Annotated in this window: 17 protein-coding genes and 2 tRNA genes; 10 read left to right on the top strand and 9 right to left on the bottom strand. The window is 69.6% G+C overall.

Going from position 1 to position 19,486, the window contains the following annotated elements:
• Window positions 1-75: 75 nt before the first annotated feature.
• Together AB0L71_RS26115 and AB0L71_RS26120 are read right to left on the bottom strand one after the other, a co-directional pair.
• Entirely contained in the window at window positions 76-624 is a 549-nt protein-coding gene (locus AB0L71_RS26115) for an NUDIX hydrolase (protein WP_365247369.1), read from the bottom strand.
• Window positions 621-2,069, bottom strand: a complete 1,449-nt coding sequence (locus AB0L71_RS26120; RefSeq protein ID WP_365247371.1) for a zinc-dependent metalloprotease — start codon at window positions 2,067-2,069, stop codon at window positions 621-623. The genes AB0L71_RS26115 and AB0L71_RS26120 overlap by 4 nt, the downstream gene beginning before the upstream one ends.
• A 191-nt stretch (window positions 2,070-2,260) precedes the next feature.
• On the opposite strand from AB0L71_RS26120, the gene AB0L71_RS26125 reads away from it, so the two are divergent.
• The 4 genes from AB0L71_RS26125 to AB0L71_RS26140 all read left to right on the top strand — a co-directional run bounded on the left by AB0L71_RS26125 (window position 2,261) and on the right by AB0L71_RS26140 (window position 5,534).
• Window positions 2,261-3,403 (top strand): SDR family oxidoreductase, encoded by a 1,143-nt coding sequence (locus AB0L71_RS26125; RefSeq protein WP_365247373.1) that lies wholly within the window; start codon window positions 2,261-2,263, stop codon window positions 3,401-3,403.
• A gap of 138 nt (window positions 3,404-3,541) precedes the next feature.
• Entirely contained in the window at window positions 3,542-4,003 is a 462-nt protein-coding gene (locus tag AB0L71_RS26130; protein ID WP_365247375.1) for a molybdenum cofactor biosynthesis protein MoaE, read from the top strand.
• Window positions 4,004-4,131: 128 nt separating this feature from the next.
• Complete coding sequence (locus AB0L71_RS26135; protein WP_365247377.1) at window positions 4,132-4,302, top strand: hypothetical protein; 171 nt, start codon at window positions 4,132-4,134, stop codon at window positions 4,300-4,302.
• Between the two features lie 143 nt (window positions 4,303-4,445).
• Window positions 4,446-5,534 (top strand): PDZ domain-containing protein, encoded by a 1,089-nt coding sequence (locus tag AB0L71_RS26140; RefSeq protein ID WP_365247379.1) that lies wholly within the window; start codon window positions 4,446-4,448, stop codon window positions 5,532-5,534.
• 28 nt (window positions 5,535-5,562) lie between these two features.
• On the opposite strand, the gene AB0L71_RS26145 is transcribed toward AB0L71_RS26140, so the two are convergent.
• A complete protein-coding gene (locus AB0L71_RS26145; protein WP_365247381.1) occupies window positions 5,563-6,120 on the bottom strand; it encodes a PPA1309 family protein in 558 nt (185 codons plus the stop codon).
• 139 nt (window positions 6,121-6,259) lie between these two features.
• On the opposite strand from AB0L71_RS26145, the gene AB0L71_RS26150 reads away from it, so the two are divergent.
• The 4 genes from AB0L71_RS26150 (at window position 6,260) to AB0L71_RS26165 (ending at window position 11,914) form a co-directional block, all read left to right on the top strand.
• Window positions 6,260-9,187, top strand: a complete 2,928-nt coding sequence (locus AB0L71_RS26150; RefSeq protein ID WP_365247433.1) for a UPF0182 family protein — start codon at window positions 6,260-6,262, stop codon at window positions 9,185-9,187.
• 52 nt (window positions 9,188-9,239) lie between these two features.
• A tRNA-Met gene (locus AB0L71_RS26155) sits at window positions 9,240-9,313 on the top strand.
• Window positions 9,314-9,524: 211 nt separating this feature from the next.
• Window positions 9,525-11,654, top strand: coding sequence for a sel1 repeat family protein (locus AB0L71_RS26160; RefSeq protein ID WP_365247383.1), 2,130 nt, complete (start codon window positions 9,525-9,527; stop codon window positions 11,652-11,654).
• Window positions 11,655-11,840: 186 nt separating this feature from the next.
• Window positions 11,841-11,914: transfer RNA gene (locus AB0L71_RS26165), tRNA-Met, on the top strand.
• 55 nt (window positions 11,915-11,969) lie between these two features.
• Here the strand turns inward: AB0L71_RS26165 and AB0L71_RS26170 are convergent.
• From AB0L71_RS26170 to AB0L71_RS26185, 4 genes are all read right to left on the bottom strand, one after another.
• Window positions 11,970-13,115, bottom strand: coding sequence for an ABC transporter substrate-binding protein (locus tag AB0L71_RS26170; protein ID WP_365247385.1), 1,146 nt, complete (start codon window positions 13,113-13,115; stop codon window positions 11,970-11,972).
• An 89-nt stretch (window positions 13,116-13,204) separates the two neighbouring features.
• Entirely contained in the window at window positions 13,205-14,068 is an 864-nt protein-coding gene (locus AB0L71_RS26175; protein WP_365247387.1) for an ABC transporter permease, read from the bottom strand.
• Window positions 14,065-14,886: an ABC transporter ATP-binding protein gene (locus AB0L71_RS26180; RefSeq protein WP_365247389.1), complete on the bottom strand. Its 822-nt coding sequence runs from the start codon at window positions 14,884-14,886 to the stop codon at window positions 14,065-14,067. The genes AB0L71_RS26175 and AB0L71_RS26180 overlap by 4 nt, the downstream gene beginning before the upstream one ends.
• 200 nt (window positions 14,887-15,086) lie before the next feature.
• Complete coding sequence (locus AB0L71_RS26185) at window positions 15,087-15,506, bottom strand: Fur family transcriptional regulator (RefSeq protein ID WP_365247391.1); 420 nt, start codon at window positions 15,504-15,506, stop codon at window positions 15,087-15,089.
• Between the two features lie 166 nt (window positions 15,507-15,672).
• Here AB0L71_RS26185 and AB0L71_RS26190 point away from each other — a divergent pair, with 166 nt between their 5' ends.
• Window positions 15,673-17,124, top strand: a complete 1,452-nt coding sequence (locus AB0L71_RS26190) for a catalase (protein ID WP_365247393.1) — start codon at window positions 15,673-15,675, stop codon at window positions 17,122-17,124.
• Between the two features lie 129 nt (window positions 17,125-17,253).
• Here the strand turns inward: AB0L71_RS26190 and AB0L71_RS26195 are convergent, their stop codons facing one another.
• Window positions 17,254-17,658 carry a CBS domain-containing protein gene (locus tag AB0L71_RS26195; RefSeq protein ID WP_365247395.1) on the bottom strand — a complete coding sequence of 135 codons (405 nt, stop codon included), beginning with the start codon at window positions 17,656-17,658 and terminating at the stop codon, window positions 17,254-17,256.
• Window positions 17,659-17,822: 164 nt separating this feature from the next.
• The gene (hisN, locus tag AB0L71_RS26200; protein ID WP_365247397.1) at window positions 17,823-18,623 is read right to left on the bottom strand and encodes a histidinol-phosphatase; all 801 of its coding nucleotides are present in this window, start codon (window positions 18,621-18,623) and stop codon (window positions 17,823-17,825) included.
• Between the two features lie 121 nt (window positions 18,624-18,744).
• Here hisN and AB0L71_RS26205 point away from each other — a divergent pair, with 121 nt between their 5' ends.
• Complete coding sequence (locus AB0L71_RS26205) at window positions 18,745-19,359, top strand: helix-turn-helix domain-containing protein (protein WP_365247399.1); 615 nt, start codon at window positions 18,745-18,747, stop codon at window positions 19,357-19,359.
• The last annotated feature ends 127 nt before the right edge of the window (window positions 19,360-19,486 follow it).

Here is a 19,486-nt window from a genome sequence, read left to right on the forward strand (position 1 = left end):
CACACCGGCACGGACCATGGATCGAGGGGCGGTCTCCCGCGGGACCGCCCCTCGACCCATGCCCTGCGTGGTGTCCTACCCGCGCTGTTCCAGCGCGGCCCGTACGCGTGTCATCAGCCGTACGACGGAGGCGTCGGCGACCGATGCCACCTCGTCGTACCCGAACCAGCGCAGGTCCAGTGACTCGTCGCTGATCGACTCCGTCGCACCCGGCGGAGTCAGCGCCGCGTACTGCACGTCGAGATGCCAGTGGCAGGGCGCGGGGATCGGATGGCGGTCCAGTGTCACCGGGCCGCCCCCGAGCAGCGTCAGGCCGCTGATGCCGGACTCCTCGGTGGCCTCCCGCAGTGCCGCCGCGGCCAGCGTGCTGTCCTGCGGTTCGCAGTGACCGCCCATCTGGAGCCACATCCGCAGCTTGCGGTGCAGGGTGAGCAGGACCTTGCCGCGCTCCGGATCGATGACCAGTGCGCTGGCCGTCAGGTGGCCTGCCTCGCAGGCCTTCCACATACCGTCGGGATGTCGGGCCAGATGGTCCAGATAGACCTGGCGCAGCTCCTCCTGGACCGGATCTCCCGGGGTCTCGTACTCCTTGAGTACGAGAAGGGCGTCGTCGTGCAGGCTCACTGGTCGGTGTCGTCCTTGCCGTCGCTCTTCCGGTCGGTTCCTTCGGAGCCCGGCTCGTCGGCTTCGGCCCCGGGCTTCTGCGTGCCCTTGGCGGCCTCGCCGAGCATCTTGTCCAGCTCGGAGAAGTCCAGCTGCTCGTGGTGCACGAAGCCGTCCGGATCGTCCAGGTCCTGGGCGGTCGGCAGCATGTCGGGGTGCTCCCACAGGGCGTCGCGGCCGTCGAGACCGCGGGCGTCCGTCAGCGACGCCCACAGGCGCGAGGCGTCACGCAGCCGGCGCGGACGCAGCTGGAGACCGATGAGCGTGGCGAACGTCTGCTCGGCGGGACCACCCGAGGCACGGCGCCTGCGCATCGTCTCGCGCAGTGCGTCCGCCGAGGTCAGACGAGGCTTCGCGGCCTCGTGCACCACCGCGTCCACCCAGCCCTCGACCAGCGCGAGCGCCGTCTCCAGCCGGGCCAGGGCGGCCTTCTGCTCCGGCGTGTCCTCAGGTTGGAACATGCCCTGCTGAAGGGCCTCCTGCAACTGTTCGGGATGCGACGGGTCGAACTGGCCGACCACGTCCTCCAGCTTGCCGGTGTCGACCTTGATGCCGCGCGCGTATCCCTCGACGGCTCCGAACAGATGCGTGCGCAGCCACGGGACGTGGGCGAAGAGCCGCTGATGGGCGGCCTCGCGCAGGGCGAGGTACAGCCGTACCTCCTCGAGCGGGACGCCGAGGTCCTTGCCGAACCTCTCGATGTTCAGTGGCAGGAGAGCGGCCTTGCCCGCCGGGCCCAGCGGCAGCCCGATATCGGTCGAACCGACCACCTCGCCCGCCAGCACACCGATGGCCTGCCCGATCTGCTGTCCGAACATCGCGCCGCCCATCGACCGCATCATGCCGATCAGCGGGCCCGCCATGGCCTGCATCTCCTCGGGCAGCACATCGCCCATGGCCAGACCGACGCGCTCGGCCACCGGGTCGACCAGCTTCTGCCAGGCGGGAAGGGACGCCTCGACCCACTCCGCACGGCTCCAGGCCACGGTGGAGACCGAACCGGAGGGCAGCGAGGTCACACCGTCCAGCCAGAGGTCGGCGAGCCGCAGCGCCTCGTCGACCGCGGACCGGTCCGACGGGCCGACGCTCACGTCCTTGCTGCCGTCGGGCGTGCCCTGCGAGACCGTCTGGCGGGCGATCTGCTTGGCCATGTCCCAGTTCACCGGACCGCCCTCGTAGCTCAGCATCTGGCCGAGCTGCTGGAAGGCCGCACCGAGGTCGCTGGGGTTCATCGTGCCGAACATCGCCGCGAACGGGTTGTCCCCGCCTGCTCCGGGCCCGAAGCCGAACGGGTTCGCCGGCCCGCCGGAACCCTGCCCACCTCCGGTGGGGTCCTTCTTCTTGCCCTCGTCGCCGTTCTCCGGCTCCTCCGGCGGAAGGCCGAATCCGAATGGGGTGTCACTCACGGGTTTCCTCGGCTCGTAGGGCCGCCGGCTCGAACCGACGGCGACTGCCCGACATCACCATCCAGCGTAGACACCAAAAGTCCCCTGGGGCCTCAGTGCTACGCCTGCTCCCGGCCTGCGGCAGGATGGACGCCACCTGGTACGTACGCGTCATTCGGGTACGTACTGAAGACAACCGCTGGAGACGCCCGGTGAGTTCCCCAGATCCGCAGGTTCGCGCAGCGCGAAACCTGTCCGACCCCTCGACCGAGAAAAAGCCTGCACAGAGCCGCTCCAGGAATCGTGGCCCCGTCGTCGCGGTCACCGGTGCCGCGGGGGGCGTCGGTGAGCTGCTCACCGCACGCCTCGCGGCGTCCGAGGAGATCAAGCAGGTCATTGCCATCGATGAACGCCGCGGAGAGGTCTCCGAAGCGGTCTGGCACATTCTCGACGTACGCGACCCCGCCATCGCGGAGAAGCTGCGCGGTGCCGATGTCGTCGTACATCTGGCGATCGATCTCGACCTGGAGACCGATGCCGCCGCCCGCACCGCCTACAACGTGCGCGGCACCCAGACCGTGCTGACCGCCGCCGCGGCCGCCGGGGTCCACCGCGTCGTGCTGTGCACGTCGGCGATGGTCTACGGAGCACTGCCCGACAACGACATCCCGCTCGCCGAGGACGCCGAACTGCGCGCCACGGCCGAGGCCACCGGCGTCGGAGACCTCCTGGAGATCGAACGGCTCGGCCGCCGCGCACCCCGCGCCCATCCCGGACTGCACGTGACCGTGGTCCGGCCCACCGTCCTGGTCGGCGGCACCGACACCGCGCTGACCCGTTATTTCGAGTCACCGCGCCTCCTGGTCGTCGCCGGATCGCGTCCGACCTGGCAGTTCTGCCACGTCGACGACCTGGTCACGGCCCTGGAGTACGCCGCGCTGGAGAAGATCGACGGCGAGTTCGCGGTCGGCTGCGACGGCTGGCTGGAACAGGAAGAGGTCGAGGAGATCAGCGGCGTCCGCCGGATGGAGCTGCCCTCCGCCGTGGCACTCGGCGCCGCCGCCAGGCTGCACCGGATCGGTCTGACCCCGTCCCCGGCGGGCGACCTGGCCTACACGATGCACCCCTGGGTGGTCAGCGTGAGCCGGCTGCACGACGCGGGCTGGCGCCCGAGCTGGACCAATGAGGAGGTGCTCGCAGCGCTCCTCGAGGAGGTCGAGGGCCGGCACACCGTCGCCGGACGCCGTCTGGGCCGCAAGGACGCCACCGCGGCAGGTGCTGCCGGTGCGACCGTGGCGTTGCTCGGTACCGCCGCTCTGGTCCGCCGCGCCCGCAAGGCCCGCCGCCGGATCTAGCGTTTGCCCCGACGCGGCACCACGGAGCACAGCCCGGAAGGACGACGGTGGGCCTTGCAGGAGACTCCGGAGCACGGAACGGCCCGCCGGTGGAGAGTGTTGTTCCGCCATGCCGGTGCGGTGCGGCACGATGGCACCATGGCTCCCACTCATGATCACCCCGGCGAGCGGGCGGCAGCCGACCCCGTCCGGCTGCTGGCGATTCGCGACACACCGTTGTCGGTCGACGAGGTCTTCAAGGCGGTCGGGGACGACGCCGCGGGCGGTACGGCGCTCTTCGTCGGCACCGTGCGCAACCACGACGGCGGTCAGGACGTCGGTGGGCTCGGGTACTCCTGTCATCCCTCCGCACACGACGTACTGCGCCAGGTGGCCGAGAAAGTCGCGGCCGAATTCCCGGTCCGGGCGCTGGCCGCCGTCCACCGGGTGGGGGATCTGCGCGTGGGCGACATCGCCGTGGTCGTCGCGGTCTCCTGCCCTCACCGCGCCGAGGCGTTCGAGGCGTGCCGCAAGCTGATCGACGACCTCAAGCACGAGGTCCCGATCTGGAAGCACCAGCGCTTCTCGGACGGCACCGAGGAGTGGGTCGGTGCCTGCTGAACGTAAGCCGACCGAGTGATCGCCCGCCCCGATTTGCGTAATCGCCCCCTTGCCGTGAGCGTTGGTCCTGCAGATGGTTAATCTGCTGATCAGGTAGTTGCGGTCGCTCATGGGGTAGGGAGGTCGTCATGGCGGCGCTTGCATGGCTGCTGATTCCGCTTTTCGCTGCGCTTGGCGCTGCGATATGGGGTAGCTGGGCCACCCGTGATCGCACAACCGGGGATGTTTCCGAGCTCGCCGGGTATGCCCGGTTCCGTGAAGCGATGGAGAAATCGCATTCCGGTTCCGATATTGCCTGACCTGCCTACGGCATACGCACTCGCCAATCCACTCCGTGGCTCCGGTCGCAGGTGCCCTTCCGGTACGGCGCCAGGCCTGGATTCCTTCTCCTGTGGACCGGCCCGGACGGTGCACTGACAGACGCTTCCCGTACTGTCGTTCCATGCCACGCCGCACCGCGACGATGCTCGCCTCCACGCTGATCCTCATCGCGCTGCTCTGCGCAGGCGTGCTGATCAGAGTGCCGTATTCGGAGATGTCTCCCGGGCCGACCGTGAACACCCTCGGCAAGGTCGACGGCGAACCGGTCCTCCAGATCTCCGGACACAAGACGTACCCGACGTCCGGCAACCTGAACATGACCACGGTCAGGGTCACCGGCGCCGACTACCACATGAACCTCGTCGAAGCCGTCTACGGCTGGCTGGCCCACGACAATGTGGTCGTGCCGCACGACACGCTCTACCCCGACGGCAAGACCGAGCAGGAGTCGACGCAGGAGAACGCCGAGGAGTTCAGCCAGTCCCAGGAGAGCGCCAAGGTCGCCGCCCTGACCGAGCTGGGCATCCCGGTGTCGTCGCGTGTCGTGGTCTCCACGGTCGTCAAGGGCAGCCCCGCCCAGGGCAAGTTGCACGCAGGGGACGTGATCAAGCAGGTCGACGGCACCGCGGTCAAGCAGCCCGAGGACGTCGCCAAGCTCGTCACCCGCCACAAGCCCGGCGAGGACGTCACGTTCACGATTGTCCCGGCGAAGACGGCTCAGGCGGCCGAGAAGGCCGGCAAGGAGCCCGAGGGCAGCCGGAAGATCGTCATCACCACGACGAAGGCCGCCAAGGAGAATCGCGCGATCGTCGGCATCCAGGCGGGGACGGACCACACGTTTCCGTTCCGGATCGACATCAAGCTCGCCGATGTCGGCGGTCCCAGCGCCGGTCTGATGTTCTCCCTGGGCCTCATCGACAAGCTGACGCCCGGCAAGCTCACGGGCGGCAGGTTCATCGCGGGCACCGGCACGATCGACGACTCGGGCAAGGTCGGCCCGATCGGCGGCATCACCATGAAACTGGTCGGCGCCCGTGACGCGGGGGCGCGGTACTTCCTGACGCCGGCGGACAACTGCAAGGCCGCCGCCTCCGACACCCCGAGCGGACTCAAGCTGGTGAAGGTCAAGACGATCGACGACGCCAAGAAGTCGCTGGAGAAGATCCAGGCGGGGGACACGGCCGGCCTGCCGAGCTGCTCGGCAGGCTGATCGCGCCCCCCGACGGGGCACGGCCCGGTCAGTCCTCGAAGGTCGCGGCCAGCGCGTCGGCCAGTCCCGGCACCAGACCGGCACCGGTCCGCACCTCGCTGGGGGAGTCCTTCTCGCGCAGCCGTACGGCCGACTCGCGCGTTCCGTCCCGGAGGACGGCCACGGTCATCCGCACCTCCTGGCGGTCGGGGTGGCTCGCGACCCACTCGGTCAGCTGGGCATTGCTCAGGCCCTTCGGTACGGAGGCCTCGGCGGACGGCGGCAGCATCAGCCGTTCCACCGTCATCGCGCAACCGGCCACCGCGTCCGGCCAGGCGATCGTGGCGAGGAACTCGTCCAGGGCGGTGCCGGGCGGAAGCTCCTCCTGTTCGATCGGGGTGAGTGAGGCGGTCGATTCGGAGCTGTCGAGACCGAGCTGCGCGGCGAGACCGGGCTCCTGGGTACGCAACCGTGCGGTGTCGACGAGAGCGAAGAGCCGGGCCGGCTGGTCCCAGCCGAGGCCGGAGATGTACTCGTCGATCTCGAGCACGGCGACGGTGAGGGGGCTGGAGGCCATCGGAGGACCTGAGGGGGAAACGTTGGGCATGGCCAATATCCTGCCTCCTTCCGCCCCGGGAACGGGAACTAGGTAAAGCCTCAGTAAGTTGCATAGGTGGGCTCTACCATCGGCTGGGCCCGTCTTCACTCGACCCGCGAACTTCGAGGTGCGCACGTTGGCTTTCCAGATGCCGGACCGTGGCGGAGGCCCGACCGGGCCACGTATCAGAGTCGGCCGCCCGTCCCGGCGCGCCCGTACCCTGCTCATGACACTGGGCGTCCTGGCGGTTCTCGCCATGGCGTTCGTCATGTTCGCCGGGTTCTGGACGGACTGGCTCTGGTACCGGTCGGTCGCGTATTCGTCCGTCTTCACCACGACCCTGTGGACCAAGATCGGACTGTTCCTCGTTTTCGGACTGCTGATGGCGGTCGTCGTCGGGCTGAACATCTGGCTCGCGCACCGGCTCCGGCCGCCGCTGAGCGCGATGTCGCTGGAGCAGCAGAGCCTGGACCGCTACCGGATGGGCCTCGCTCCGTACAAGAAGTGGGTCCTGCTCGCGATCACCGCGCTCGTCGGGCTGATCGCCGGAGCGTCTGCTTCCGGTCAGTGGCGCACCTGGCTGATGTACGTGAACGGTGTGGCGTTCGGGCAGAAGGACCCCCAGTTCCACCTGGACGTGTCCTTCTACGCCTTCGACCTGCCCTGGTACCGCTTCCTCCTGGGCTTCGGCTTCGCGGCCACGGTGCTCTCGCTGATCGCCGCCGCGCTGACCCACTATCTGTACGGCGGCCTCCGCCTCACCAGTCCCGGCGCGCGGGCCACCGGCGCGGCCACCGGCCACCTGTCGGTGCTGCTCGGTGTCTTCGTCTCGCTGAAGGCCGTGGCGTACTGGCTCGACCGGTACGGCCTGGCCGTGAAGTCCAGCGACTTCAAGGCCACGGACAACTGGACCGGTCTGCGGTACGTCGACGCCAACGCCTACCTTCCGGCGAAGACCATCCTGTTCTGCATCGCCGCGATCTGTGCCGTGCTGTTCTTCGCGACGCTCTGGCGCCGCACCTGGCAGCTTCCGGTGATCGGCTTCGGCCTGATGGTGCTCTCGGCGATCCTGATCGGCGGGCTCTACCCGGCCATCGTGCAGAAGTTCCAGGTCCAGCCGAACGAGCAGGCCAAGGAAGCGCCGTTCATCCAGAAGAACATCGAAGCGACGCGTGACGCCTACGGCATCGACGACGCACAGGTCGACGACTACGCGGGCAAGAGCACCACGGACGACGACACGAAGCTGCGGGCGAGTGCGAACGATGCCGCCAGTTACCGGGTGATGGACCCCAACGTCGTCTCCCCGGCTTTCCAGCAGCTCCAGCAGAAGAGGAACTACTACCAGTTCCCCAAGACCCTGGACGTCGACCGCTACAAGGACGCCACCGGCAAGGACCAGGACACGGTCATCGGTCTGCGCGAGCTCAACCTCGACGGCATCCCCAAGCGCAACTGGATAAACGACCACTTCACCTACACCCATGGCTACGGCGCCATCGCGGCCCGGGGCACGACGACCGGCAAGAACCCGAAGGGGTCGCCGGACTTCACCGAGTCCGGTCTGCCGACCACGGGCGAACTGGGGACGTACCAGCAGGAGATCTACTACGGCGAGAAGACCGAGCAGTACTCCATCGTCGGCGGGCCCCAGAAGGAGCTCGACTACGAGGAGGACGGCGAGAAGACCACCAGCTACCAGGGCAACAGCGGGGTCAGTCTCTCCAACGCCTTCAACCGCGCCGCGTACGCGGTGGCGTTCAGCGAGCCGCAGATCCTCTACTCGGGGGCCATCGGCGAGGGTTCGCGGATTCTCTACAACCGCACGCCCAAGGAGCGCGTCGAGGCCGTCGCCCCGTGGCTGACCATCGACGGCGACGCCTACCCGGCCGTGGTGAACAACCGCATCCAGTGGGTCGTCGACGCGTACACCACCACCAACGGCTACCCGTACGCCTCCCGTACGACGCTCGGTGACACCACGGCCGACTCGCTGACCACCAACCAGCGCGCGGTCGTCGCCCAGCAGAACCAGGTCAACTACATCCGCAACTCGGTGAAGGCCACCGTCGACGCGTACGACGGAACGGTCAAGCTGTACGAGTGGGACACCAAGGACCCGGTCCTCAAGACCTGGCGCAAGGCGTTCCCGGGGACGGTGGAGTCGCGGTCGGACATCCCGAAGGACCTGATGGACCACCTTCGGTACCCGCAGGACCTGTTCAAGGTGCAGCGCGAGCTGCTCACCCGCTACCACGTCACGGACCCCGCGCAGTTCTACAGCGGCAGTGACGCCTGGCAGGTCCCGGACGACCCGACCCAGAAGGAGTCCGGCGCCGTCCCGCCGTACTACCTGAGCATAAAGATGCCGGACCAGTCGGCCCAGAAGTTCTCGCTGACGACCACGTTCACTCCGAAGGGGCGGCCCGACCTCGGGGCGTTCATGGCGGTGGACGCGGACGCGGCCAGCAAGGACTACGGCACGATACGGCTGTTGAGAGTCACCAGCACGGTGAAGGGTCCCGGCCAGGTACAGAGCGAGCTCAACGGCAACGACGATGTCGCCGAGTTCGTGAGGAACCTCAAGGGGACCGACTCCGACATCGAGTACGGCAATCTTCTGACCGTGCCGCTCGAAGGGGGCTTCCTCTACATCGAGCCGGTGTACACGCGCGGTGGCACGCAGAACTACCCGCTGCTGCGCAAGGTAGCCGCCTCGTACGGATCGAAGACCGTCTTCGAGAACAGCCTCGGTGAGGCGCTCAACGCGGTCTTCGGAGTGACGGAGTCCGGCACCACCCAGCCCGAGGAGACCACCCCGCCGGGTGAGACCACGCAACCGCCGGCCACCGGCGATGCGGCGCTCAAGAAGGCGATCGCGGATGCCCAGAAGGCCTATGCGGAAGGCGAGGCAGCCCTGAAGAAGCAGGACTGGACCGCCTACGGCAAGGCCCAGACGGATCTGCAGGACGCATTGCAGCGCGCGGCGGCCGCCCAGCCCGCGTCGGGCAGCACCAATAACACCGACAAAGCGGGCGATTCAGACAAGGCGGCCAGTTCTGGCGGCGATGGCTGAGTAACTCGGTAAAGGCTCGTCCTCGCGTCGTGGTACGGTTTCCATGCAACGGCGCGGGGTGGAGCAGCTCGGTAGCTCGCTGGGCTCATAACCCAGAGGTCGTAGGTTCAAATCCTGCCCCCGCTACTGAAACGAAGGTCCGGATCCTTTCAAGGATCCGGACCTTCGTCGTGCTGTGGTGACTTTCTTGTGCGGTGGGAGTGAACGGCGGTTCGCGGGGCGCGAGTTGAGTCCGGACGTGTTTGACTTGTCTCTCTGTGGGCATGTCGACAAAACGCCGAAGTGACCTCACTGGCCGCGATATACCAGGTGTACGCGGGTTGTAGGTGGTGCGACGATGGTATTTATGGGGGACAGGGCAACTCTGTTGGAGACGGGGCGGTTTATGCAGCGTCGCGTTCATCATGCGGATAGCGTGACGAACACGGCTTTTGGTGTCGCCGCCCGGGAGAACGACGAGACCACCGGGACGACCGAGACCGCCGGGACTGTGGGGTGTGCTGCGACCGTCGAGAGCACGGAGAGTGCAGAGGGTACGGAGAACGCCGAGCGCGCTGAAGGTACGGAGCGCGCTGAGCCCCGTGCGCCTGCCGGGACCATGGACACCGGCGTGAGCCCCGAGGCCGGGGAGAGCCCGGAGAGTGCCGAGAGCGAGGCCCGCCACCGCCGCGCCGCCGATGCCGGGGACACCACCTCGATGAGCGTCCTCGGCGCCCTGCTGCTGCGCCGAGGCGATCTGGACGGTGCCGAACCCTATCTGCGAGGGGCCACCGCCGACGGCGACCGGGCCGCGGCCAACAACCTCGGTGTCCTCCTCCACCAGCGCGGATACACCGACGACGCGGCCGGCTGGTGGCGTATCGCCGCCGTCGCGGGTTCCGCCGCTGCCGCGCATGCCCTGGGCCGCCACTACCGCGAGCGCGGCGACGAGCCCGGCGCCGAGTACTGGCTGCGGCAGTCCGCCGAGCAGGGGCATGCGCTCGGCGCGTACGCCCTCGCCGACCTGCTGGAACACCGCAGCGATGTCGGAGCCGAGCGCTGGTTGCGCGCTGCCGCCGAGCAGGGGCACCGGGAAGCCGCGTACCGCCTGGCGCGCATGCTGGACCGCAAGGCCGCCGGCGATCGGCACGACGCCTTCGGCCGGCCGGGCCTGGCCCCTGCGCCCGGCTCCGGTCCGGATACCGCCGACCGTCCGGGCGCCGCCACTCGTCCAGCCACGCGCAGGGACGGCGGCCCCGTCACCGGCACGGGGACCGGGCGCGCGAACGAGGCCGAGCAGTGGTACCGGCAGGCCGCGGCACGCGGCCACAGCCGTGCCGCCCTGCACCTCGGCGCCATCCTCGAACAGCGGGGAGAGCCGAAGGAGGCCGGTCGCTGGTACCTCATCTCCGCGAAGGCCGGCGAGGTCCGGGCCGCGTGCGCGCTCGGATTCCTGCTGCGTGACGCGGGCGACGAGGAGAGTGCGGCCGTGTGGTGGCTGCGTGCCGCCCAGGACGGGGACGGGAACGCCGCCAACGCCCTGGGCGCCCTGCACGCGGCCCGCGGCGAGCAGCAGACCGCCGAGCGCTGGTACCGCGCCGCCATGGACGCGGGCGACGTCAACGGCGCCTACAACCTGGGGCTGCTCTGCGCGGCCCAGGACCGTACGCCGCAGGCCGAGCAGTGGTATCGCCGCGCCGCGTACGCGGGCCACCGGGAGGCGGCCAACGCGCTGGCCGTGCTCCTGCTCCAGGCAGGCGACGCGACCGGCGCCGAGCCCTGGTTCTCCAAGGCGGCCGAGGCGGGCAGCGTCGACGCGGCCTTCAACCTCGGCATCCTGCACGCGGGTCGTGACGAGGAGCGCACGGCACTGGTCTGGTACGAGCGTGCCGCGGCGGCGGGCCACACCGAGGCCGCCCTCCAGGTCGGCATGGCCCTGCTGCACCAGGGCGAGGAGCAGGAGGCCGAGCGCCATCTGCGGTGCGCGGCGGGCGGCGGCAGCGCCGAGGCCGCCTTCCGGCTGGCCGGGGTGCTCGACTCGCGACAGCCGCCGCCCGGACCTCCCGTGCTCGGCGAGCCGATGCCGGAGAAGACCGAGTGCGAGGAGTGGTACGAGCGTGCCGCCGAGCTGGGGCACCGCCGCGCCCAGGTCCGGGTGGGCATGCTCGCGGCGGCCCGTGGGGACGTGGACAGCGCGGCGCGCTGGTACCGCGAGGCCGCCGAGTCGGGCAGCCGCAACGGCGCGTTCAACCTCGGGCTGCTGCTGGCCCGCGAGGGGAGCGAGCGCGAGGCCGCGCTGTGGTGGAGCCGCGCGGCGAACGACGGGCACGGGCGGGCCGCCCTCCGCCTCGCCCTGCTGGCCGCGCGTCGCGGGGAACTCACCGAGGGGCAGCGCTGGTGCGCGCGGGCCGTCGAGCTGGGCCCGGCCGAGGTGGCCGAGCGGGCCGCCCGGCTGCGTGAGGCACTGCTCCAGGAACTCAGCGCGTAGGGCACTCGCGCCGGGACGCCGCGGCCGGCGCCCCGGCGCCAGGCGTGCCCGGTGTGCGGGGCCCGCGGGCTTCCCTCTGCTGCGACACGGAGGCCGGATCTCCCCGCGCTTCCGGCACGCGCCCGCGGGGAGACGAAAGCGATTTGCGCTGGTCCGGAGCGGTGACGTACTGTGGGACCACAACGACGCGGGGTGGAGCAGCTCGGTAGCTCGCTGGGCTCATAACCCAGAGGTCGCAGGTTCAAATCCTGTCCCCGCTACTGAATGCCGAAGGCCGGATCCTCAGGGATCCGGCCTTCGGCACATCTGTGCACATCAGCCTCTGTGGCCCACCGCCTCCGCGTACATAGCCCGGTCCACGGCCTTCGACTCCGGCACCGGGGCCCCCTTCGAGACGCCCGCATCGGCGTAGGCCTTCTGCAGACGGTCCGTCGTGCCCTTCCGTATCTCCCAGTCCATGCGCATCGACGGCGTCGACCGCAGCGTGGCCTCGTCGGCCTTCAGGAGCTTCGACAGCTCGGCCACGAACGCGGGATCCGATTTGTAGTCGCCGGCGAAATAGGTGTTCACCGTCCGGATGTAGGCACGGAGGAAGGCGACCCCGGCGTCCGGGTCCTGGTTCAGCAACGTCGGCCCGAAGAGCAGACCGCCGAGCGGTTCTCCGACCGGCTGGCCACCCAGGAACGCGTACTTCGGGTCCCCGTCCACCTTCCGCCAGACCGGATCGAGCAACCAGGCCGAGTCCACGCCCCCGTTCTGCAGCGCGGTGAGCACGTCGGCGGAGCCGAGCTGCTGGAAGCTGATCCTGTCGAGGCCGCCGCCGTGCTTCTTCAGGGAGATGTCCATCGGGTAGGCGATGACCGAACCCTTGCCGATCATGGTGCCCATCTTCCGGCCCGCCATCTCGACCCGGTCGGCGGTCTCACCGTCCTTGAGCCGCACCCACAGACCGCTCTTGGAGGTGGGGTCGGGGGAGAAGTTCCCCGCCACCCACTTGATGTCGAAGCCGCCGTCGATGCCGTTCATCACGGCCGCTTCGGGGGCCGCCCACTGGGCGTCCACCTCGCCCTTGGCGAGGAGCGGCAGGGCGTCCGGGGTGGGCAGCACCTTCAGTTCGACGTCCAGCCCTTCCTTGGCGAACTCGCCCTTCGCCACCGCGACCTGGAGCGGAGCAACGTACTCCGCGCTCAGGGTGCCCGTGGCGACGGTGATCTTCCGCTTCTTCGTCAGGGGCTGGGCGGCCGGTGCACCGCTGTCGCAGCGGGCCGGTTTCCGGTCGGGGGCGAGGTCCGCCGGGTCGGTCCAGCTGCCGGAGCCACAACCCGCGACGGGTGTGACGGCGCGCCGCGCGGTGGTGGTGCCGCTGTTGCCGGTGGAGTCGTTCCCGCCGCAGCCCGCCGCTCCGAGCAGCGATGCTGTGACGAGTGCGACGGTGCAGGTGAAGGGGGTACGTGTACGCACAGTGCCTCCGTACGAAGAACGGGGGGAGCCGGTGGCGAGCTTGTGGGGACGCCGAGGGGAGTGCGGTGGGGGCGCGGCGGGACAACTGTTCAGGATCGGCCGCGGTCGCGCGGGGCCCATGGGGTGAGCAGACGCCCGACGATGCGCACCGCTTCGGAGAAGACGACACCGAGGACCGCCACACACACGATGCCGACGAACATCACGTCGTTCTGGAACAGGGCCCGGGAGTCGAAGATCAGATGCCCCAGGCCGTCGGCCGCCGCGATCTGTTCGGACGCGACGATGACGAGTACGGCCACCCCCGCCGCGATGCGTGCCCCGACCAGGACCGCGGGGAGCGAAGCGGGCAGCAGCACATGGCGGAACATCTGCCAGGGCGAGGCGCCGAAGACCTGACCGGCGTCCCGGTGGCCGGCCGGGACGGAGAGCACGGCCGCCATGGTGGAGATCCAGACGAAGAAGAAGACGGTCGTGGCGACCAGGGCGATCTGCGGTCCTTCGCCGAGACCGAACATGTTGAGGAAGACCGGCAGGAGCGCCAGCTTCGGTACGACGTACAGGGCGTCGAGCAACGGTTCCAGGGCCGCCCGCACGAGGGGAAGTGTTCCCATCAGCAGTCCCAGCGCGTACCCCGTGACGGTGCCGACCGCATAGCCGCCGAGGACCCGCTTGAGCGTCGCCCACACATCCGGCCACAGCTCACCGGCGCCCGCCCGGTCCCAGCCGTCCGCCAGGATGGTGGAGGGTGCGGGGTAGACCCGGTCGTCGATCCAGGACTGTGCCGCGGCCAGTTGCCAGAGCAGCACGAGGAACAGGGGTACGGCGACGGCGAGCGCGAGTTCCAGAGTGCGGCGCCTGCGGTGGGTGCGCCCCGGGTGCAGTTCCTGCGGGCCGGGCCTGCGGATCAGGACACCGTCGTCGGATGCCGTGGTGTTCGAGGTGAGGGTCATGCCGGGACCGCCTCCCTGCGCACCTCGCCGCGCAGGAGTTCCCACAACTCGCTCTTGAGCGCGGTGAATTCGGGTGCGGACCGGACCTCGCCGGTGCGCGGCCGGTGGAACGGGGGACGGCGCTCGGCGATGATCCGTCCCGGCCCGGCGGACATCACCAGGACTCTGTCGCCGAGCACGATCGCCTCTTCGAGGCTGTGGGTGATGAACAGAGTGGTGGTACGGGTGGTCTGGGTGAGGTCGAGCAACTCGTCCTGGAGGATGGTGCGCAGCTGGGCGTCGAGTGCCGCGAAGGGCTCGTCCATCAGCAGGATCTCGGGCTCCACGGCGAGTGCGCGGGCGATCGCGACCCGCTGCCGCATCCCGCCGGAGAGCGTGGCCGGATACGCGCCCGCGACGTCGAGGAGCCCCATCCGGGCCAGCCAGTCGCGGGCCCTGGCATCGGCCTTCTTGCGCGGTACCCGCTGGACGTCGAGGCCGAACCGGACGTTGGCGAGCACGGTCTTCCAGTCGTAGATCCCGTAGTCCTGGAAGATCATCGCTGCCGGACGGGGCGAGGCCGTGCGGATGGACAGCTCGCCGGAGCTGGGGCGGAGCAGTCCGGCGGCGATCCTGAGCAGGGTGGACTTGCCGCAGCCGGACGGGCCGACGATGCAGACGAACTCGCCCGGTGCGAGGGAGAGATCGAGCGGGCCGAGAGCGAAGCGGGTCCTGGTGCCGCGCCCGAAGGAGCGGGTGAGGGCTTCGGCCCGGAGTTTGGGACGGGCGGTGGGGGCGGCGGCTGTCGGCGTGGCTGGTGTCGGGTGCGGATCTCCCACGGGTCTCTCCTCGCGCATATCGAGGTGCGGATCCGCCGCGGGGCGGACGTGATCGCCGCTGACGATATGACGGCCCGTCAGATTCGGGAAGGGGGTGCGCACGTAGTGGGGGAGCGGCGCGGGCTGCCCGCTGCGGGCCCGCATGCACAAGGTCCCGGCGCGCATCGTGCGCGCCGGGACCTTGTGTGGCAGGGCTCGGCTCAGGTCGTCGCGGCGCAGCTCGGGCAGAGGCCGCGGTAGGTCACCTCGACGTCGGAGATCGTGAAGCCGAAGCGCTCGCCGCTCGGCAGGTCCGCCAGCGGGTCTCCCGCCGGGTGCACGTCGCGGATGGTGCCGCAGTGTGCGCAGACGAGGTGGTGGTGGGGGCGGTGCGCGTTCGGGTCGTACCGCTTGGCGCGGCGGTCCGTGGAGACCTCGATGACCTCACCCAGCGTCACCATCTCGCCAAGGGTGTTGTAGACGGTGGCGCGGGAGATCTCGGGCAGCTTGGCGACGGCCCGTGCGTGCACCTCGTCGGCTGTCAGGTGCATGTGGTCCCCGTCGAGGACCTCGGCCACGACGCGCCGCTGAGCGGTCATGCGCCAGCCGCGTCCGCGAAGTCGTTCCAGGAGGTCACTCATGAGAACAAGCCTAACAGTGGAAATCCCGATCCCGAACAAGTGTGACATTGGACGTCCACTTGACTTGGACTTTGTCCATTGTAGGATCAGTATCGGAATTGGTCATGGGGTAAACAGACTGCGCAGTCCATGACGGCAGGCGCGGAATCGACAGCAGGAGGCGTACGTGACGCAGGGGCCGCTCACCACGGAGGCCGGCGCGCCGGTCGCCGACAACCAGAACAGCGAGACCGCGGGCATCGGCGGACCGGTCCTGGTGCAGGACCAGTCGCTACTGGAGAAGCTCGCACACTTCAACCGGGAGCGCATCCCGGAGCGCGTCGTGCATGCCCGTGGCGCCGGCGCCTACGGCACGTTCACGCTGACGCGTGACGTCTCGCAGTGGACGCGGGCGAAGTTCCTCTCCGAGGTCGGCAAGCAGACCGAGACCTTCCTGCGCTTCTCGACCGTCGCCGGCAACCTCGGTTCGGCCGACGCGGTGCGCGACCCCCGCGGTTTCGCGCTGAAGTTCTACACCGAAGAGGGCAACTACGACCTCGTCGGCAACAACACCCCGGTGTTCTTCATCAAGGACGCCATCAAGTTCCCCGACTTCATCCACACCCAGAAGCGCGACCCGTACACCGGCTCGCAGGAGGCGGACAACGTCTGGGACTTCTGGGGTCTGTCGCCCGAGTCCACCCACCAGGTGACCTGGCTCTTCGGTGACCGCGGCATTCCGGCCACGCTGCGTCACATGAACGGGTACGGCTCGCACACCTACCAGTGGAACAACGAGGCCGGCGAGGTCTTCTGGGTCAAGTACCACTTCAAGACCGACCAGGGCATCAAGAACCTCACCCAGGCCGAGGCCAACAAGCTCGCCGGCGAGGACCCGGACAGCCACCAGCGTGATCTGCGCGAGGCGATCGAGCGCGGCGACTTCCCGTCGTGGACCGTGCAGGTCCAGATCATGCCGGCGGCCGAGGCGGCCACGTACCGCTTCAACCCGTTCGACCTCACCAAGGTGTGGCCGCACGAGGACTACCCGCCGATCGAGATCGGGAAGCTGGAGCTCAACCGCAACCCGGAGAACATCTTCGCCGAGGTCGAGCAGTCGATCTTCAGCCCCGCGCACTTCGTGCCGGGCATCGGGCCGTCCCCGGACAAGATGCTCCAGGGCCGTCTCTTCGCCTACGGCGACGCCCACCGCTACCGGGTCGGCATCAACGCCGACCACCTGCCGGTGAACCGCCCGCACGCCACCGAGGCGCGCACCTACAGCCGTGACGGTTACCTGTACGACGGCCGTCACAAGGGTGCGAAGAACTACGAGCCGAACAGCTTCGGCGGCCCTGCGCAGACGGGCCGGCCCCTGTGGGGGCCCACCTCGGTCTCCGGCGAGACCGGTACGCACGAGGCCCCGAGCCATGCCGAGGACAACGACTTCGTGCAGGCCGGAAACCTCTACCGGCTCATGTCCGAGGACGAGAAGGTCCGGCTGATCGACAACCTCGCCGGGTTCATCGCCAAGGTGTCGCGCGACGACATCGCCGAGCGTGCGATCAACAACTTCCGGCAGGCGGACGCCGACTTCGGCAAGCGTCTGGAGGTCGCGGTCCAGGCTCTGCGCGGCTAGAAGATCTGCACGACACCCCGGGTGGTCCGACCGGCGCCGGTTTCGCCGCCTGCCGCCTGTGGTCGACAGTGGGCAGGGTCTCTCCTCGGAGGGGCCCTGCCCACCGGCCGTTCCGGGCCTTCCGGCGGCTCAGCCGACGAGTTCCGCGGGGTGGCGGCGGGCGGCGGGGGTCCAGCAGCGCAGGATGTCGCGCACCGAGACGACGCCGACGGGGCCGTGGTCGTCCAGCACGATCAGATGACGGAATCCGCCGTGCGTCATGGCCTGTGCTGCCTCTTTGAGGGTCCAGGTCGGCGCGGCGAAGACCACGTCGGTGGTGGTGTGGGTGGCGGCGGTCTCGACGTCGGGGTCCTGGCCGGAGCCGATGGAGCGGAGGATGTCGCGCTCGGTGAGAATGCCGAGCCCGCTCGTGTCCCGGTCGAGGACGACCGCGGCTCCGACGTGACGGGCCGACATCAGCTGGGCGGCCTGGCGGAGTGTATGGGCCGGTCCGATGGTGAGGACCAGTGTGCTCATGGCGTCACGGACGAGCATGAAGGGAGCCACCTCCTCTGTGGAGCGACCATGTGAGTCGCTTCACAAGTGCACAAGCGGGGGGACTCTCAGAGTTGCATCGATGCGGAACCGGAACAAGGGGGGACGGGGATCGCCCGAGGGGCGCGCGGTGGTGTGCGACGCCCCACGGGGCGCGATCCCGATCAGTAGCGCTGGTTGAGATAGCCCAGCAGTTCGCGGTGGAGCAGCCCGTTCGAAGCCGCCGCATTGCCGCCACCGGGGCCGGGCACCCCGTCCAGGCTGGTGAACATGCCGCCCGCCTCCTGGACGATGATCGCGTTCGCGGCCATGTCCCAGAGCGAGAGCTCCGGCTCCGCGCAGATGTCGACCGACCCCTCGGCGACCATCATGTACGGCCAGAAGTCCCCGTACCCGCGCGTGCGCCAGCAGGCCCGGGTCAGGTCCAGGAACCCGTCGAGCCTGCCCTGCTCCTCCCAGCCGCCCAGCGACGCGTACGCGAACGAGGCGTCCGCGATCCGGCCCACCTTCGACACCTGCATCCGGGTCGCCGAGGCCAGGCTGCGACCGGTGAACGCGCCCGCACCCTTCGCCGCCCACCAGCGCCGGTGCAGCGCGGGCGCCGACACCACGCCGACGACCGGCTGGAAGCCGTTCTCCCCCTCCTCCATCAGAGAGATCAGCGTCGCCCAGACGGGCACACCACGCACGTAGTTCTTGGTGCCGTCGATCGGGTCGACGACCCAGCGCCGCGGACCGGTGCCCTCGATCCCGTACTCCTCGCCCAGGATCGCGTCGCGCGGGCGCGCCCGATGGAGATGGCCGCGGATCAGTTCCTCGGCGGCCTTGTCGGCCTCGCTCACCGGCGTCATGTCCGGCTTGGTCTCGACCTTGAGGTCCAGAGCCTTGAACCGGTCCATCGTCGCCGCGTCGGCGGCGTCCGCCAGTACATGGGCGAGGCGCAGATCATCGTGGTAATCGGGCATGTCGTCACAGTATCGACCGCAGGGGGACGGAGCCACAGGACCCCGCTGCTGCGCGGACCATTGACAGCCCACGGAGGCGCGTCAACTCTGGGACGCAGAGCCCTTGGCGCGGGAGGCGACGATGCCCACGGCGCGAGACGCATTGCTGGACGCCGCCCTCTCGGCGCTGGCCACGCTGCCCTGGTCGGCGGTGCGCATGGTCGATGTGGCGTCCGCCGCCGGGTTCTCCCGGCAGACCCTCTACAACGAGTTCGGCAGCAAGGAGGGCCTGGCCCGCGCCCTGGTCCGCAGCGCCGCCGACGGTTATCTGGCCGGCGCCGAACGGGCGCTGGGATCAGCGGGCGGTACGGGGGAAGGACTGACCGCCACCGCTGCCTGGACCGTCTGGGCCGTCCGGTCCGACGCCCTGGTCAGAGCGCTGCTCACCGGCTGCTGGGAGGAACGATTACCCCGCCCCGTGCGCCTCGCCGCCCCGACCGCGTCGCCCGTGCCGGCCCAGCGGCGTGCCGATGCCGGGACGCCGACGCCCGCCGAGCTGCTCGGCCAGGTCACGGCGCGTGCGGTGGCCCTCCTGGACACGCGGTGGCCACCGTGCGATCCGGAGGTGCTGGCCGCGACCTGCGAGACCGCGCTGCGGCTCGCGCTGAGCTACGCGCTGGTGCCGGCTCCTCCGGCGGCGGATAGAGATCCGGTACCGCTGGTGCGCGAGGTGGTGGAGTGGCGACTGACCGGATGAGAGTTCGGTGGGCGAAGCGGGACCGCGTCGGCCGACCGGGTGAAGGGGCCGAGAACGAGGCGCAGGCTGTCGCGGGCCCGGACGCACCACCGTCCGACCCCGGCCGCGCCGGTGGGAGCGCGCCGCG

Origin of the sequence: Streptomyces sp. NPDC052052, assembly GCF_040680455.1 — a bacterium.
GTDB lineage: Bacteria > Actinomycetota > Actinomycetes > Streptomycetales > Streptomycetaceae > Streptomyces.